Consider the following 15,263-nt stretch of genomic DNA (forward strand, 5'->3'; position numbering starts at 1 on the left):
GCACACCCCTCGGTCGCCCGCACACCCAATCGCATGCGATTGCGTGTGCGGGAAATCAGCAGGTGTGTGCGAACACTGGCTGCGCGTCATTGCTGGACCTCTATGGGACCGACGGCGCGGGGGATCAGTACGCCGGCGGGGTCGGGGAAGTGGACGCCGACTACGGCGCCGACGGCGGTGTCGGCCTGGCCGGGGACGTCGGCGGTGACCTCGTCGGTCAAGCCGTCGACGGCCAGGTGCAGGCGGGTGGCGGCGCCGCGCCAGACGGCGGAGAGCACCGTGCCGCGCAACGCGTCTCGCTCCGAGGTCGCGCCGACGCGCACGGTGTGCGGACGTACGCACAGCAGGGCGGGCGCGTCGAGGACCCAATTCTCTTGGCCGACACCGGGTGTGGGTGCCTCGGCGCGCAGCGTCTTGGTGCCGACGGTGACCAGTGCCGCCCCGCCCGAAAGGCGATTCACCGTGCAGGGCAGCAGGTTCGCACCGCCGAGGAAAGCGGCGGTGAAGTCGCTGGGCGGCCGCTGCCACAGGTTCGCCGCGGTGTCGATATCGACCAGGCGCGAGTCACGCATGACCGCGATGCGATCGGCCAGCGCGAGCGCTTCGGACTGATCGTGCGTCACATACAGCATCGCTGTGTCCGGCAATGCTTTTCGCAGTTGCTGCAGCTCGCCGAGCATGGACTGGCGCAGTTGCGCGTCCAGCGCGGCGAGCGGCTCGTCCAGCAGCAGCACCTTGGGCCGGATTGCTAGGGCCCTCGCGATCGCCACCCGCTGCTGCTGGCCGCCGGACAATTCCCGGGGCAGCCGCCCGGCGTAGGCGCCCATGCCGACCATGGCCAGCGCCTCGGTCACCCGGGCGCCGACCTCGGTGCGCGGCACCCGATGTGACTTCAACCCGAAGGCGACATTGCCGTGCACGCTCATATGCGGGAACAGCGCGTAGGACTGCACGACGACGCCGATGCCGCGTTTGGCGGGCGACAGGCCGGTGACGTCGCGCCCGGCCAGCCGGACCGCGCCCGAGGTCGGCCGGACGAATCCGGCCAGCGCCTTGAGCGCGGTCGACTTGCCGGACCCGCTCGGTCCGAGCAGGGCGACGGTCTCGCCCGCGGCGACGCGCAGCGTGAAATCGGCCAGCGCGACAGTGGTTTTGCGGCCGCTGCGGTAGCTGACCCCGACCCGGTCGAACACGATCGCCGGTTCGACGGCGGCGGGTAGGGACTGGACGGTGGTGGTTGATTTCGTGAGCGCGTCACCGGTGGACATGTCGACTCCCTTAGTGGTTGACGGCGTTTCAGCTACCGGTGGCCTTCTGGTAGGCGGCCAGGTCGCCGTCCAGGTCGGTGAGCACCTTGTGCCAATCGACCGGAAGCACCTCGACACCTTTGAGTGCCGCACTCGGCGACGGACCCGAGCCGGTGACCGGGGCATCGCGCAGTTCCGCGCGGGCAGGCACCGCGAAAGCGTCCGGGCCCAGCGTCTTCTGCACCTCGGCCGAGAGCAGGAACTCCATCAGCTTCGTCGCGTCGGACTTGTGCGGGGCGCCCTTGGCCAGGCCCATCACGTAGGGGACCGCGACGGTGGACTTCTTGCCGTCGGCGGCGGCGGGGAAGAAGACGGTGAACTTCGCCGCCTTCTCCTTGATGGTGCTCAGGTTCATCTGCACATCGCCGTTGGCGACGGTCAGCTCACCCTTGTCGACCTTGGCCTGCAGTTTGCCCGTCGACGAGGACGGCCCGACATTGTTGGCCTGCAACTTGTTCAGGTAGTCCAGCGCGCCCTGCTTGCCGAGCAGCTTCTGCAGCAGGATCAGCACGGCGGTACCGTCACCGGCCTGGCCCGGCGTCGAATACTGCAGCTTGCCTTTGAATTCCGGCTTCAGCAGGTCGTCCCAGGTGACGGCGGTGGGGTCGACCGAAGGGTTGGCGATGAAGCACAGATAGTTGTTGGCCAGCGTGACGTACTTGCCCTCGGCGTCCTTGTCGGTCGCGGGGACGGTGCTGGTGTCGACGCCGCTGTCCTGCAGCAGCCCACTGGCTTTCGCCTTCTGGATGAACGGTGGCAGCGTGACGAGCACGTCGGCCTGCGGGTTCGCCTGCTCCTTGTCGACCCGGTTGACGACCTCGCCGGAGCCCGCCTCGACCAGGTTGACCGCGATCCCGGTCTGCTTCTGGAATGCCGCGAACTGGGTCTGGTACCAGGGCCCGACGCCGTCGGCGGAGTACACCGTCACGGTCTTGCCGCTGGCGCTCTCGGTGCCGGTGCCACCGCAGGCCGCGGTGGCCGCGACGGCCGTGGCGGTGGCGAGCAGTAGTGCGGTGCGGGCGAGGGTGCGTGCCAGCTGGGCCGGCTTGTACGAAGTACGCACGATGACTACAACTTTCGGTTCGTGAGGAGTGTCGGAGTCGAAGGGGCGGGTGGACCGTCAGCGGCCGGGCCGGTCGACGGAGTCAGGTGTGGTCGGCCAGTACCAGTTCGGCGAACTCGACCACCGACGGCACGACATGGGTTGCGCCCGCCGCGCGCAGCTGCGCGTCGTCGTGCGCGCCGGTGAGCGTGCCAGCGACGATCCGGGCGCCCGCGGCCAAGCCGGTGGCGATGTCGCTAGTCGTATCGCCGAGCACCGCAACGCGATTCACCGCATCGGCGTGCAGTCGCAGCAGCGCGGTGAGGACCATGTCGGGGTACGGCCGACCGCGCCCGGCGTCGGAAGGCGCCAGGGTCAGGTCGGCGATATCCGTCCAGTCCAGCGCGTGCAGGAGCCGATCCTGGGTGCCGCGGCTGAAGCCGGTGGTGAGTGCGACCTTGACTCCCGAGTCACGCAACTTGGTAATGGCCTCGCCCGCACCGGGAATCGGGGTGATGTCGACCTCGTCGATCAGCGCCTCGTAGGCCTTCTCGAAGGCCAGGTTTGCTTCCTGAGCCCGGTCCTCGTCGCTCAGCAGCGCACGGAAGACGGCGATCTTCGACTGGCCCATCGTGTCCAGCACGTACTTTCGGGCCCGTTCGCGTTCCGGCCCTTCGGCTTCGATGCCCGCCGCGGTGGCGGCCGCGTCGAACGCGCGCAGGACCAGACCGCCGTCGGCGACGGTGGTGCCCGCCATGTCCAGCACGGCCAGTTGAATGGTGTTGTCAGACAACGCAATCCTCACAAATTCAGCAGGTCGGCGGTTTGTTCGCCGAGTGCGGGTCCAAGGGTCATGCCGCGGCCACCGGGTCCGGTGATCACCCAGGTGTGCTTGCCTGCCTTGGCGCGGGTGACGATCGCGGCCGGATCGACGCTCTGGCTGTACACGCCTGCCCAGCGCCGAACCACCTGCGGCAGTTTGCGTCCGAGCAGTTCCTCGGTGACGGCGGTGAGGTGCTCGTAGGGCGCCTCGTCCACGTCGAACGCGAAAGGCTCGTCGTACTCGTGGGTGTCGCCGATGGTGAGGCCGCCATGGAGCCGCTGCACGCAGAGCAGCTGCATCTTGTGTTCGGCGGCGGTAGCCGATTGGGACTGTTCGCGATTGAGCGTGTCCACCTCGTCGCCCGCGAAGCCGGGGTAGTAGCGGAAGCTGTCGCCGTCGGCGATGGCGGTGGTGAGTGGCTCGCCGAGCGGAGCGGTCTGCATCATCTGCAGCCGGACCCGGCGCACCGGCAGGTCGTCGGCCAGCTCGCGGGTCAGGCCGCTGTGTGCGGCGCCGGGACAGGCCAGTACCAGGTCGGCGTCGAAGTGGCGCCCCTGGTCGTCGCGCACGGTGGCACCGGCACTGGTGTCGATGACCGACCTGGCTTCGGTGCCTGCGTGGAAGGTGTAGCGGCCGCTGGCCGCCAGGTAGGCCCGCAGCGCGGGCAGCGCCTGCCGCGATTCGACCGCGGCGTCCTTCGAACAATGCAGTCCGGCAAAGAATTTCCCGCGCAACGCGGGGTTGATCGCACGCACCTGTTCCGGTTCGAGTAGCTCGAAGCCGCGGGCGTCGGCCGACGGTCCGGCCGCGGCGGCCTCGGCGACGGCCAGCTCGACGGGCGTGCGGACCAGCGTGATGGACCCGGCGGGACGGAACCCGACACCGGGGACCCGGCCGCCGATCTCCTCCCACAGCTCCCGCGAACGCAGCGTCAGCTCCAGTTCGGCGGCTGAGCGGCCGGACACCCACACCAGGCCGAAGTTGCGTACCGTGGCACCGCGAGCCTCGGTCTCCCGCTCCACCTGCACGACCTCGTGACCGCGGCGGACGGCGGCCAGGGCGTGTGCGGTGCCGAGGATCCCGCCTCCGATGATGACCAATCGCATGGACCCATGGTGCACATTGGTCTAGACCAACGGGTGTTTCCCGCGCTAACGCCAGGTTAACAATTGGTATAGACCAATTGTGGGTATGCTGTGCCACATGGAAGCAACGGAGGTGGACGGGGTCGATGCCGGGGTGGCATCCGGCGAGATGCCCGGCGGGCGAGCCGAATTCGCGCTGCCCGACCGGTTGCCGAAGTCGTATCGCGTGCGCACCGAGCTCGAGACGATCCTGAGCGATCTGGCCGAGGGCGATCCGGTGCCGTCGGAGCGTGATCTGGCGGTCCGGTTCGAGGTGGCGCGCGAGACGGTCCGTCAGGCGCTGCGAGACCTACTGGTGGAGGGGCGAATTCGCCGGCAAGGTCGCGGCACCGTGGTCTCCCGCCCGAAAATGGTGCAGCCACTGTCGCTTCGCTCCTACACCGAGGGCGCCATCAGCTACGGCCGCGTCCCCGGGCGACTGCTCGTCAGCTGGGACGACGTCCCCGCCGACGCCGACACCGCCCGCGATCTCGCTGTGCCAGTGAGCACTTCGGTCATGCACCTGGAACGAGTCCTGCTCGCCGACGGTGAACGCATCGGCCTGGAAAGCACCTACCTTCCCCTCCACCGCTTCGCAGACCTCCGCACCACCTACGACCCCACCACCTCGCTCTACGCCGCAGTACGCGACTCCGGCGTAATCTTCGGCCGAGCCACCGAACGCATCGAAACCGTGCTGGCCTCGCCGCGCGAGGCCGCGCTGCTCGAATGCACCACGGCCTTACCCCTTTTGCTGCTGCACCGCCGCAGCCTCGACGCCGCGGGCGACCCGATCGAGCGTGTCCGCGGCCTTTACCGCGGCGACCGCATCGCTTTTGAAGCCCACCTCACCAAATAGAGCGGCTTGCGACCAATAGCTATTTACAGCTGTCGGAAAGAGGGGAGCCCCAGGTCGCATACCTTGGCAGAGGCGGCCTGGGGCGTTCGTGATCAAGGTTAGCATTCTCGGGTGGCCTTCACCAGCTCCGACGACTTCAGAGCTCTGCTGGCGCTGCCTCGGTTGGCGCCGTATGTCCGCGAGTGTTCCGGTAACGACTCGACAGCCCTTGACCTCTATGCCTGGAACGTTGAAGTTTCGGCAGCATGTATGGAGGTCCTTGCCTATCTCGAGGTGATGCTCCGGAACGCAGTGGACCGCGAATTATCTGTGTATGCGGAGGAATCCAAGCGGAAGCTACCGTGGTTCCTCTGTCCGTCGGTCACCGGCGAGGCTACCGAGGCAATCACTCGCAGTATCGAGGCGACCAGAACGCGTCTCCGAAACATCAGCCCAGCTCGGGACTCTCGGGATCAGATCGTAGCGGGGCAGACGTTCGGATTCTGGAGCGAATTGTTCGGTGGTAAGCACGAGGAGCTGTGGCGTGCTGCGCTGAGTAAGGCGTTGCCTGGGACGCCGTCAGGTCGGCGAAAGAATGTCACCGCCAAGCTGGAGCGCTTGCGGCCGTTCCGGAATCGGTTAGCGCACCATGATTCGCTGCTGGCGCAGGATATCTTGTTCCATCTCGACGAGATGCTTGCACTCGCTGAATGGATCAGCCCTGATGCGCGGGCATGGCTCGAAGAGCGTGAACGTGTCACGGCGGTTTACCGGCGACGGCCGGTGATGCCCGTCGACACATTGGTAGTTCCCGCACAATCTGCGTGGAGCCTGTACGAGAAGTGTTTTGCGTATATTTGCCCTCCCGCTCGAAACTTTCGGCCGGCGGCATACCTGGCGTTCTATGCCGACAAGGAGATAAAACCGGCGGTTCCTCGGATCCTGTATCACCGAGATAACGTCGAATGGACGGCGGCCGAGGCGGCCAGATTGGCTAGCCTGCAAGGGGATTCTTGCCGGAACGATCGCAAGATCGGCACGTTGATCAGCGCGAGTCAGTCTCTCGGCCCCTGGACCGACGGTCGATATCAAGTCTTTCTGCTGAGCCGGAACGGCGATCCGAGTCACATTCAGTTGAAAGCTGGTATCCCGCACCGCCAGGTCGGTCGTGGCTCGGCCTTCGTCCAACGGCATCGTTATCTGTCACATCATTCACTGCAGTCGGCCGACGATACCAGTCAGCTGAAGTAGGCAGGCTGCTACCGAACGCATCGAAACCGTGCTGGCCTCCCCGCGTGAGGCCGCGCTGCTCTAATGCACCACGGCCTTACCCCTTTTGCTGCTGCACCGCCGCAGCCTCGACGCCGCGGGCGACCCGATCGAGCGAGTCCGCGGCCTTTACCGCGGCGACCGCATCGCTTTTGAAGCCCACCTCACCAAGTAGCTCAGGCGGGAAGCAGTCGGCCCATCGAGTGGATTTCGTTGACGTCGGCGCTGGTGATGAAAGACCAAGGGGCGGTGAAGAAGCCGTTTTTGCCCCAGTTGGGGCCCCATGAATTCTCGACCGTCACGCCGTTGGCGTCGTAGGCGACGATGGTTACCTCGTGGCCGCCCAGGATTTTCTCGCGGGTTGAGGGGTGGTAGTTGTCATTGGTGCTGTCGAGGTTCTCGAAACTTTCCCTGGCGTCGAAACCGAAGGGGACCGGTAGGCCGGATGCGATCGCCTTCTTGATGTTGGTGACGATATCGCCCTTGGTGAGATCCAGTGCTCCGGACAGTTTGTAATGGGTGGCGTTCGCGCGTTCCTTGGCGTCGGGCTGGGTCGTGTAGTCGAAATCGCCCTGCCAGTAGTCGGCTTTGGTGTCGATGCCCTGCTGCTGTTCCAGCGGCAACGCGACGCCGGCGTAGGTGCCTTCATCGTCGCCCTGCGCGATCTGCGAATAGATGAACATCGGGGCCATCGGGTCGCCCGCGATTTGCTGCTCGTTCATCAGTACCCCGTACCCGGTGTACCCGGTCGCCCAGGTGACGCATGAGCCGACCGGACCCTGATCGCCTGCGGGTAAAGCGTACTGGCGCAGCGAATATGCGGCAGGCGGTGCACCGACGGCGCCCAGCTGAACCGGCAGCGCCGTACCGACGGTGGTATCCCGCCCGAGACTGTCGTGCGCGGCCGCTCGGTCGAGTCCGAACGCATGATGCTTGATCTGCGGAGCGGGTTCGTCGGGGGCGGCGTGCGCGGTGGCGGACACCGCGAGGCTGATTCCCAGGGCCGATACGAAGGCGGCGGACAAGCGCGAATAATGCAAGGTTCCTCCTGCTGAGCCCCACGATCCATCACTTCCGGATGGAATGATCGGTGAACTGAACAGGGAGTGTTCCACGACATTTCGGCGGCGACAATATAAAAATCGCCCTGATTTATTTAAGTCGTTGTTAACGACGGTGTCTCGCAAGTAAATTCACCCAAGTCGCCCACCCGCACTGTGATTCGATGCGGCCGTATTGCGGCCGACTGGGCGGATATGTACCGTGCCATGGTATTTCCGCTCGGAAGGATGAGGCATGGCGCGAAAATGGAAGCTGGTCTGCGGCCCCGTCGCGATGTTCCTCACCTTGGCGCTGCACGGCACCGCCGTCGCTGAGCCGGGTCCCGCCGGTGGGCATTCTTACGGTTTGGTGGTGACGCCGAACCTGCCTCGGGTTCCGGAGCCACGCGCCGCCGTCTTCGGCGCGCAGACCCTGCCGTATCTCCAGCAGACCCAGACCGCGGATCAGTGGTGCTGGGCCGCCGACGGCTCGTCCATAGCCACCTATCTGCATCATCCGATCAGCCAAAATCAGTACTGCGCACTGGTTCACGGCGTCAGTGCCGCGGGCGCCTGCCCCAACGACGAGGCCTCGCTCGAGCAGATCGCGTCGGCTTTTCGGGGGATCGGTTTCGATGCGGCCGTGGGGGCGCCCTTATCGATGGCCAAGGTCGTCGACGAGATCTCGGCCGATCGGCCGATCCTCACCGGTATCGCGTGGGCGGCGGGTGGCGGGCATGCGCAGGTGATCTACGGCTTCGACGTGGACGCGGGGACGATCACCTACGGGGACCCCTGGCCGTCCTCGCGGCGCACCGTCACGCAGTCGATCGACTCCTACACCCGGAACGCGGACTGGACGTGGTTCGGCGAGGATTACGGCATCGCGCCCCGATGAGCGGATCGGTCCGGCGTTTCGCGGTCGGACTCGTGGCGGTCGGTGTGGCCCTGTCGGGGTGTGCCGATCACGGCGCACCCGCGACGGCGTGGGAGAACGAGCCGGACGGCAGCGTCATCGACGGCGCGCTCGACACCCCGGCGGCGCAGCGCCTCGTTGGATCGTTCCTCAGATCGTCGGGTACGCCGAATGATGGTGGAGCCGCAGCGTTTCGGCGAGACGGCGGACCGGTCACGGTGTATGCGATCGATCCGTCGTTCCGTGCCGATCCCGGACGCACCCTCGAGCGCGCCGGGATCGAGTCGTATATCGCGGTGCCGGTTCGCGCGGCCGGGCGCAGTGCCGCCGATACGGTGCAGTTGGCGCCGTCGCCGCCGTATCTGCCAAGGGCCGTGGCCACAGGGGTGGAGGAGACGAGTGAACCGCGTGCCGCCGAAGCGCGGCTGCTACTCGACTACCCGACCCACACCTGGTTCGCCTGGACGCAAACCCGCGTCACCGTGATCTCCTCGGGCACCACCCCCGCGTTGACGGGCAAAGAATTCGACGCCGAGGGCTTCCGCTCTTGGCTGCGAACCCGTTGACCCGCCTATGCGCGCGCCGCCCACGGAATCGTCGGCGAGGCGCCAATGTGGGCGCCGCCCTGTTCGCTCCGGATGAGCCTCATGGCCGCCCTCTTGTGCATGTTGCCGGGTTGCCGTGCCCTGTTCTTCGTGAAACTGCTGGTATCGCATAACTGCAAAACGGTGTTTTGTGAACGATGACACATGGGTCGTTGTGATGTACTCCCGATCACACATCCCGCTGGCCGGAGCGGTAGGTAGTGGCTCCGGTTCGTCGAGTAGGTCTTTCAAGAGGTAGTTGTTGCCGCAGGCTTCGCGGGCCGCACTCTGTGTGTTGGCCCGTACGCCTTGGTGTTTCGAGCACGTTCGACTCAGGAAGGAGGCACCAGGTGGGTATCACTCAGTTTCGCGCGGCATCGCGTCGTCGGTGGCCGTTGATTCTCTGTCTTGTCGCAGCATCCGTCGTGGCCGTAGTTCAGACGGGTGCGGCGGCGGCGGATCCGCAACCAGCACCCGTTCAACCGGCCCTGCCGTTCCCGGTGCCGCCCTCCCCGCCGGAACTCGATCCGGCCTTCTACGATCCGCCCGCCGACGTGGTGGCAGCGAAAAAGCCGGGCGAGATCATCGCCGCGCGCGAGGTGCATCTGGCGTTCTATTCGGTGATCCCGTTCAACATCGATGCCTGGCAACTGTCGTTCCGATCGACCAACACCCGGGACGAGCCCGTCGCGGCCGTCACCACGGTGATGAAGCCGCGTGGCGACAACGGCGGGCAGGCACGAAATCTGCTGTCGTATCAATTTCCCACCGACTCGCTGGCCCAGTACTGCCAACCGTCCTATGTGCTGCAGCAGGCGTCGGTGCCGGGCCAGATCACCGGTCAGTTCGACATCCCGTTCGAATTCGTCGCACCCCTCACCGGTCTCGGTGCGGGCTGGGTCGTCAACATGCCCGATCATGACGGCCCCAACACCGCGTTCGCCGCGGGTCCGCTGGAGGGCCGGATCACCCTCGACAGCATCCGCGCCGCCGAGAATTTCGCGCCGGCGGGCCTGCCCGGCCGCGAGACCAAGGTGGGTATCTCCGGATACTCCGGTGGCGCCATCGCCACGGGCCATGCCGCCGAACTGCACGCCTCCTACGCGCCGGATCTGAATATCGTCGGCGCGATTTCCGGTGGCAATCAGCCGGATCTGCGGGACACGATCGCGCTGGCCAACAACAATCTCGGGTCGGCGCTGATCATGGGCGGCATGATGGGTGTCTCGCGGGAGTACCCCGAACTCGATGCCTATTTCAAGCAACATATGAACGGCTTCGGCCAGGCCATGTTCGGCTGGCCGAAGAACTCACTGTGCCTGTGGGGTGCGGGCATCCTGCCGTTCGTGAACATCGTGGGATTGTTCGACAGTCCCGACCCGTTCCATGATCCGGTGCCCGCCAAGGTATTCGACGCTATCTCGCTTGGCCATTCGACACCGGATATGCCGCGGTTCCTGTACCAGTCCAATCCCGACGAATTCGCTCCGGTCGGCCCGGTGAATCGTTTGGCGGACAAGTACTGTCAGGATCCGAAGGCGCGGGTGACCTATGTCCGCGACAACTTCAGCGAGCACATCACCCTTGAAATCGTCTCGATCGCAAGGGTTTTGACGTGGCTGAAGGATCGCTTCGACGGGGTTCCCGTGCCGGACGGCTGCGATATCCATCAGGAAGGATCGATGGCCCTGGACCCGGCGTCCTGGCCGGTCTGGCTGCAAGGAGTGAACACCCTGCTGGGCGGCCTCCTGCAGCAGCCCATCGGCAGCCGCCGCTGACCTCCGCCTGCTGCGCACGGAATCGTCCGCGATTCCGTGCGCGGGGCGCCGATGTGCGCGCGGCACAAGGTATTTCCACTCAGCTGACCTGCGGGGCGACCTTGGCGCCGAGCAGTTCGATGTTGTGCAGGACCTTTTCGTGCGGCAGCGTGCCGACGCTGGTGTGCAGCATGAAACGGTCCAGACCGAGGGTGTCGCGGATGTCGGCGATTTTTTCGGCGACGTAGTCGGGGTTGCCGACGAACAGGGAGCCTTCCTTCGCGCGGAGGCCGTCGAATTGGGCCCGTGTCATCGGCCCCCAGCCGCGTTCGCGGCCGATGACGCTCATGGCTCGGGCGTAGGGCTCGTAGAAGTCGGCGACCGCTTGTTCTTCGGTGTCGGCGATATAGCCGTGCGCGTGCACGGCGACCGGCTGCTTGTCGTGGCCGCCCTCGGCGAGGGCGCGGTGGTACAGGTCTACCAGCGGCTTGAAGCGGGCGGGTTGGCCGCCGATGATGGCGATGGCCAGCGGGAGGCCGAGTAGGCCTGCGCGGATTACCGATTCGGGGCTGCCGCCGACCGCGATCCAAACCGGCAGTGGCCGGTTGTCGGTGCGCGGGTAAATGGTCGCGTCGCGCAGCGGCGCGCGGAACTTGCCGGACCAGGTGACCGGCTCGTCGTCGCGGATGTGCAGCAGCAGGGCCAGCTTCTCTTCGAATAGCTCGTCGTAGTCGGACAGGTCGTAACCGAACAATGGAAACGACTCGGTGAAGGAGCCGCGCCCGGCCATCAGCTCCGCGCGTCCGTTGGACAGGCCGTCCAGCGTCGCAAAATCCTGGTACACCCGTACCGGATCGTCCGAGCTCAGCACGGTGACCGCGCTGGTCAGCTGGATCTTCTCGGTCCGCGCCGCGATGGCGGCCAGGACGACGGCAGGCGAGGAGGCGGCGAAGTCCTTGCGGTGATGCTCGCCGACGCCATAGACGTCCAGTCCGGCCTGGTCGGTGGCGACGGCTTCCTCGACCACCTGGCGCAACCGCTCGGCCGCACTCGGCGCGGGCCGGTCGCCGACCGGGTAGACCTCGGCGAAGGTCGTGAGTCCCAATTCCACGGTCGAGCCTCTTTCTTCAGTAGTGTCGATGTCAACCAATACCGTAAACGGACCATGGTCCGTAGGTATTCCGCCTGGCCGCCGGTGCCGTGTCGGTCTGGCGCTCGAGCGCTCGTGACGGGGTCCGATTACGCTGTTCGCTATGTCTGTCCGCACTCGCAAGCCGCTCGTCGCCGGCACCCTGTCACCCACCCGCGAGGTTCCGCGCACCATCGAGCGCCCGGAGTACGCGTGGAAGAAGACCGTCAACGAGGGACGTGAGCCCTGGGTGCAGACGGCAGAGACGATCGACAAGATGCGCATCGCGAGCAAGATCGCGGCGCAGGCGCTGGCGGAGGCGGGCAAGGCGGTCGCGCCCGGCGTCACCACCGACGAGCTGGACCGGATCGCGCACGAGTACATGTGCGACCACGGCGCGTACCCGTCGACGTTGGGCTACAAGGGCTTTCCGAAGTCCTGCTGCACCTCGCTGAACGAGGTGATCTGCCACGGGATTCCGGACTCGACGGTGATCGAGGACGGCGACATCGTCAATATCGACGTCACCGCCTACATCCACGGCGTGCACGGCGACACCAACAAGACCTACCTGGCCGGCGACGTGGACGAGGACGTCCGGCTGCTGGTCGAGCGGACCGAAGAGGCCACGCTGCGGGCGATCAAGGCGGTCCGGCCCGGCCGGGCGCTGAACGTGATCGGCCGCGTCATCGAGTCCTACGCCAACCGATTCGGCTACGGCGTGGTCCGCGACTTCACCGGCCACGGCGTCGGCCCCACCTTCCACAGCGGCCTGGTGATCCTGCACTACGACCAGCCCGCCATCGAGTCGATCATCGAACCCGGCATGACCTTCACCATCGAGCCGATGATCAACCTCGGCGGCATCGACTACGAGATCTGGAACGACGGCTGGACCGTGGTCACCAAGGACCGCAAGTGGACCGCCCAGTTCGAACACACCCTGGTGGTCACCGACACCGGCGCAGAAATTCTCACCCTCCCGTGACGCACCTCGCCAGCCGCACGCCTCTTGATTTCCGGCACCCGGAATCGCATGCGAATTCCGGTGCGGAACATCAGAAGGCGTGCGGCTGTCGGTCGGCGCGGTGAAGGGGGCGCTGCTCGTCGCGGGGACCACCTCGGACGCGGGCAAAAGCGTTGTGGTGGCAGGCATCTGCCGGATGCTGGCGCGGCGCGGGGTGCGGGTTGCGCCGTTCAAGGCGCAGAACATGTCGAACAACTCCGTGGTCACCCTGGACGGCGGCGAGATCGGGCGGGCGCAGGCACTGCAGGCGCAGGCGTGCGGGCTCGAGCCGAGCGTGCGGTTCAACCCGGTGCTGTTGAAGCCGGGCAGCGATCGGCGCTCGCAGCTGGTGGTACGGGGTAGGGCGGTCGGCACGGTCGGCGCACGCGACTACTTCCAGCACCGGCAGCGGCTGCGCGAGGTGGTCGCCGACGAACTCGCTTCGCTGCGTGCCGAATTCGATGTGGTGATCTGTGAGGGCGCCGGCTCGCCCGCCGAGATCAATCTGCGGGCAACGGATCTGGCGAACATGGGGCTCGCGCGACCCGCCCGGCTTCCGGTACTGCTCGTCGGCGATATCGATCGCGGCGGTGTGCTCGCCCACCTCTTCGGCACCGTCGCCATCCTGGAACCCGAAGACCAGCAACTTATTTCCGGATTCGTGATCAACAAGTTCCGCGGCGACGTCGAACTGCTGCGTCCCGGCCTGGACCGGCTGACCGAGCTGACCGGCCGGCCAACCCTCGGCGTGCTCCCGTACGCCGAGGACCTCTGGATCGACGCCGAAGACTCCCTGAGCACCCTGGCGGACGCACCGGTCGGTCGCCCGAGCCCGCCGGTCGGCGGCGAGTGGCTGACCGTCGCCGCCATCCGGCTGCCGCGCATCTCCAACTCCACCGACATCGAGGCGCTGGCCTGTGAGCCGGGGGTTTCGGTGCGCTGGGCGAGCGAGCCGTCCCGGCTGGCCGGGGCCGACCTCGTGGTGCTGCCCGGCAGCAAGGCGACCGTGTCGGACCTGGAATGGTTGCGCCGCACCGGGATTGCCGATGCCCTGCGCGCACGGGCATCGTCGGGTGGGCCGATCCTCGGCATCTGCGGTGGCTACCAGATGCTCGGCAAGCGAATCATCGACCCGATCGAGTCGGGCGCGGGCTCGGTCGACGGACTCGGCCTGCTCAACGTCGAGATCGAATTCGCCGACCCGAAAGTGCTGCGCCGCACCAGCGGTCACGACGCAACGGGAATTCCGGTGCACGGCTACGAGATCCACCACGGACGAGTAACCACGAATGCGGATCCATCCTGGCTCGACCTCGCTGGGGAACCGGAAGGCAGTGTGCGCGAAGCGCTCTGGGGCACTCACCTGCACGGCCTGCTGGAATCGGACGAATTCCGCCGCAGTTGGCTCCGCTCGGTGGCCGCGGCCGCCGGACGCACGGGTTTCGTTGTCGCCGAAGACACTTCCGTCGCCACCGTGCGCTCGACCCAACTCGATCTACTTGCCGACCTGATCGAGAATCACCTCGATCTAGCCCGGCTCGACCGCCTGCTCACCGACGGCGCGCCCCTCGATCTGCCCACCCTGGCGACCCAGGCGCTCCCCACTTCGGCAATCTCGCGTACCTGAACTGTTGACGCCACGTACGCTGCCCCTTACCTTTCAGTAAGGAATTCGGCTCCGGGTAAGGCGCACGGGGCGATGGGTGTGGGAGTAGCACGGGTCGGTGAGCGAAGTGGCAGAAAAGAAGTCCAACAGCAGGGCGGGAAACGTGGTGTCCGCGACCGTGACCAGCAAGGGGCAGATCACCATTCCGATCGACGTCCGGGTCGCGATGGGTCTGCGCGCCGGGGTCAGGGTCGCCTTCGTGCCCACCGTCAACGGCACCTACGAATTGGTGCCGGAGACCCGAACCATCAAGTCGCTCAAGGGCATAGTCGGCTGGTCCGGCTCGCCGATCGGCCTCGAGCAGATGAACGAGGCGATCACCGGAAACGTCGTGGAAGGCAAGCAGAAATGATCGGTCTGGACGCCAATGTGCTGATCCGATACCTCACCCAGGACGATCCGGAGCAGTCCGCGCGCGCCAATCAGGTGATCGACGGACTCAGCGAGAGCAGGCCCGGCTACGTGACGATGATCGTGCTCGCCGAGATCCACTGGGTGCTGCGCCGCGGCTACAAGCAGGACCCGGAGGCGGTCACCGACGTGCTGCTCGGCCTGCTCGACTCGACCGAGATCGTGGTCGAACGCGCCGACACCGTGCGCCAGGCGCTGCGCCAGGCCGCCGACGGCGCCGATTTCGCCGACGCGCTCATCCAGCAACTCGGCCAGGAGGCGGGTTGCGACCTCACCGTCACCTTCGACCACAACGCCGGTGAACGCGCCGGTATGCGGCTACTGGCCTGACACGAAGACAGGACTTCGTTC

At 66.4% G+C, this 15,263-nt stretch carries 15 protein-coding genes and 1 pseudogene; 10 read left to right on the forward strand and 6 right to left on the reverse strand.

The window, feature by feature from the left end; genetic code table 11:
* Nucleotides 1–86 precede the first annotated feature (86 nt).
* The 4 genes from ACIA8C_RS28845 to ACIA8C_RS28860 all read right to left on the reverse strand — a co-directional run bounded on the left by ACIA8C_RS28845 (nucleotide 87) and on the right by ACIA8C_RS28860 (nucleotide 4,278).
* On the reverse strand, nucleotides 87–1,268 hold the full coding sequence (locus ACIA8C_RS28845) for an ABC transporter ATP-binding protein (protein ID WP_397140031.1): 1,182 nt from the start codon (nucleotides 1,266–1,268) through the stop codon (nucleotides 87–89).
* 28 nt (nucleotides 1,269–1,296) lie between these two features.
* Nucleotides 1,297–2,370 (reverse strand): 2-aminoethylphosphonate ABC transporter substrate-binding protein, encoded by a 1,074-nt coding sequence (locus ACIA8C_RS28850; protein WP_397140034.1) that lies wholly within the window; start codon nucleotides 2,368–2,370, stop codon nucleotides 1,297–1,299.
* Between the two features lie 82 nt (nucleotides 2,371–2,452).
* Nucleotides 2,453–3,142 (reverse strand): phosphonatase-like hydrolase, encoded by a 690-nt coding sequence (locus tag ACIA8C_RS28855; RefSeq protein ID WP_397140036.1) that lies wholly within the window; start codon nucleotides 3,140–3,142, stop codon nucleotides 2,453–2,455.
* Nucleotides 3,143–3,150: 8 nt separating this feature from the next.
* Nucleotides 3,151–4,278: a TIGR03364 family FAD-dependent oxidoreductase gene (locus ACIA8C_RS28860; protein WP_397140039.1), complete on the reverse strand. Its 1,128-nt coding sequence runs from the start codon at nucleotides 4,276–4,278 to the stop codon at nucleotides 3,151–3,153.
* 148 nt (nucleotides 4,279–4,426) lie between these two features.
* Between ACIA8C_RS28860 and ACIA8C_RS28865 the strand changes: the two genes are divergently transcribed.
* The 3 genes and pseudogenes from ACIA8C_RS28865 to ACIA8C_RS28875 form a co-directional block, all read left to right on the forward strand.
* Nucleotides 4,427–5,155: a GntR family transcriptional regulator gene (locus tag ACIA8C_RS28865; RefSeq protein WP_397140297.1), complete on the forward strand. Its 729-nt coding sequence runs from the start codon at nucleotides 4,427–4,429 to the stop codon at nucleotides 5,153–5,155.
* Nucleotides 5,156–5,266: 111 nt separating this feature from the next.
* The gene (locus ACIA8C_RS28870; RefSeq protein ID WP_397140041.1) at nucleotides 5,267–6,385 is read left to right on the forward strand and encodes a hypothetical protein; all 1,119 of its coding nucleotides are present in this window, start codon (nucleotides 5,267–5,269) and stop codon (nucleotides 6,383–6,385) included.
* Nucleotides 6,386–6,389: 4 nt separating this feature from the next.
* A pseudogene (locus tag ACIA8C_RS28875) lies at nucleotides 6,390–6,578 on the forward strand (UTRA domain-containing protein); the annotation flags it as partial.
* A 1-nt stretch (nucleotide 6,579) separates the two neighbouring features.
* Here the strand turns inward: ACIA8C_RS28875 and ACIA8C_RS28880 are convergent.
* Nucleotides 6,580–7,590, reverse strand: a complete 1,011-nt coding sequence (locus ACIA8C_RS28880; RefSeq protein WP_397140043.1) for a C1 family peptidase — start codon at nucleotides 7,588–7,590, stop codon at nucleotides 6,580–6,582.
* Nucleotides 7,591–7,699: 109 nt separating this feature from the next.
* Between ACIA8C_RS28880 and ACIA8C_RS28885 the strand changes: the two genes are divergently transcribed.
* The 3 genes from ACIA8C_RS28885 (at nucleotide 7,700) to ACIA8C_RS28895 (ending at nucleotide 10,721) form a co-directional block, all read left to right on the forward strand.
* Complete coding sequence (locus ACIA8C_RS28885; RefSeq protein ID WP_397140045.1) at nucleotides 7,700–8,341, forward strand: papain-like cysteine protease family protein; 642 nt, start codon at nucleotides 7,700–7,702, stop codon at nucleotides 8,339–8,341.
* The gene (locus ACIA8C_RS28890) at nucleotides 8,338–8,925 is read left to right on the forward strand and encodes a hypothetical protein (RefSeq protein WP_397140047.1); all 588 of its coding nucleotides are present in this window, start codon (nucleotides 8,338–8,340) and stop codon (nucleotides 8,923–8,925) included. The genes ACIA8C_RS28885 and ACIA8C_RS28890 overlap by 4 nt, the downstream gene beginning before the upstream one ends.
* 443 nt (nucleotides 8,926–9,368) lie before the next feature.
* Nucleotides 9,369–10,721 (forward strand): lipase family protein, encoded by a 1,353-nt coding sequence (locus ACIA8C_RS28895; RefSeq protein ID WP_397140049.1) that lies wholly within the window; start codon nucleotides 9,369–9,371, stop codon nucleotides 10,719–10,721.
* A 79-nt stretch (nucleotides 10,722–10,800) separates the two neighbouring features.
* Here ACIA8C_RS28895 and ACIA8C_RS28900 read toward each other — a convergent pair whose 3' ends face one another.
* Nucleotides 10,801–11,811 carry an LLM class flavin-dependent oxidoreductase gene (locus ACIA8C_RS28900; protein WP_397140051.1) on the reverse strand — a complete coding sequence of 337 codons (1,011 nt, stop codon included), beginning with the start codon at nucleotides 11,809–11,811 and terminating at the stop codon, nucleotides 10,801–10,803.
* Between the two features lie 142 nt (nucleotides 11,812–11,953).
* On the opposite strand from ACIA8C_RS28900, the gene map reads away from it, so the two are divergent.
* From map to ACIA8C_RS28920, 4 genes are all read left to right on the forward strand, one after another.
* The gene (gene map / locus ACIA8C_RS28905) at nucleotides 11,954–12,817 is read left to right on the forward strand and encodes a type I methionyl aminopeptidase (protein WP_397140053.1); all 864 of its coding nucleotides are present in this window, start codon (nucleotides 11,954–11,956) and stop codon (nucleotides 12,815–12,817) included.
* Between the two features lie 100 nt (nucleotides 12,818–12,917).
* Nucleotides 12,918–14,462 (forward strand): cobyric acid synthase, encoded by a 1,545-nt coding sequence (locus ACIA8C_RS28910; protein ID WP_397140299.1) that lies wholly within the window; start codon nucleotides 12,918–12,920, stop codon nucleotides 14,460–14,462.
* Nucleotides 14,463–14,559: 97 nt separating this feature from the next.
* Nucleotides 14,560–14,853 carry an AbrB/MazE/SpoVT family DNA-binding domain-containing protein gene (locus ACIA8C_RS28915; protein ID WP_397140055.1) on the forward strand — a complete coding sequence of 98 codons (294 nt, stop codon included), beginning with the start codon at nucleotides 14,560–14,562 and terminating at the stop codon, nucleotides 14,851–14,853.
* A complete protein-coding gene (locus ACIA8C_RS28920) occupies nucleotides 14,850–15,242 on the forward strand; it encodes a PIN domain-containing protein (protein ID WP_150405688.1) in 393 nt (130 codons plus the stop codon). The genes ACIA8C_RS28915 and ACIA8C_RS28920 overlap by 4 nt, the downstream gene beginning before the upstream one ends.
* Nucleotides 15,243–15,263: the final 21 nt, after the last annotated feature.

Source organism: Nocardia sp. NPDC051321, from assembly GCF_044455225.1.
Classification (GTDB): Bacteria; Actinomycetota; Actinomycetes; order Mycobacteriales; family Mycobacteriaceae; genus Nocardia.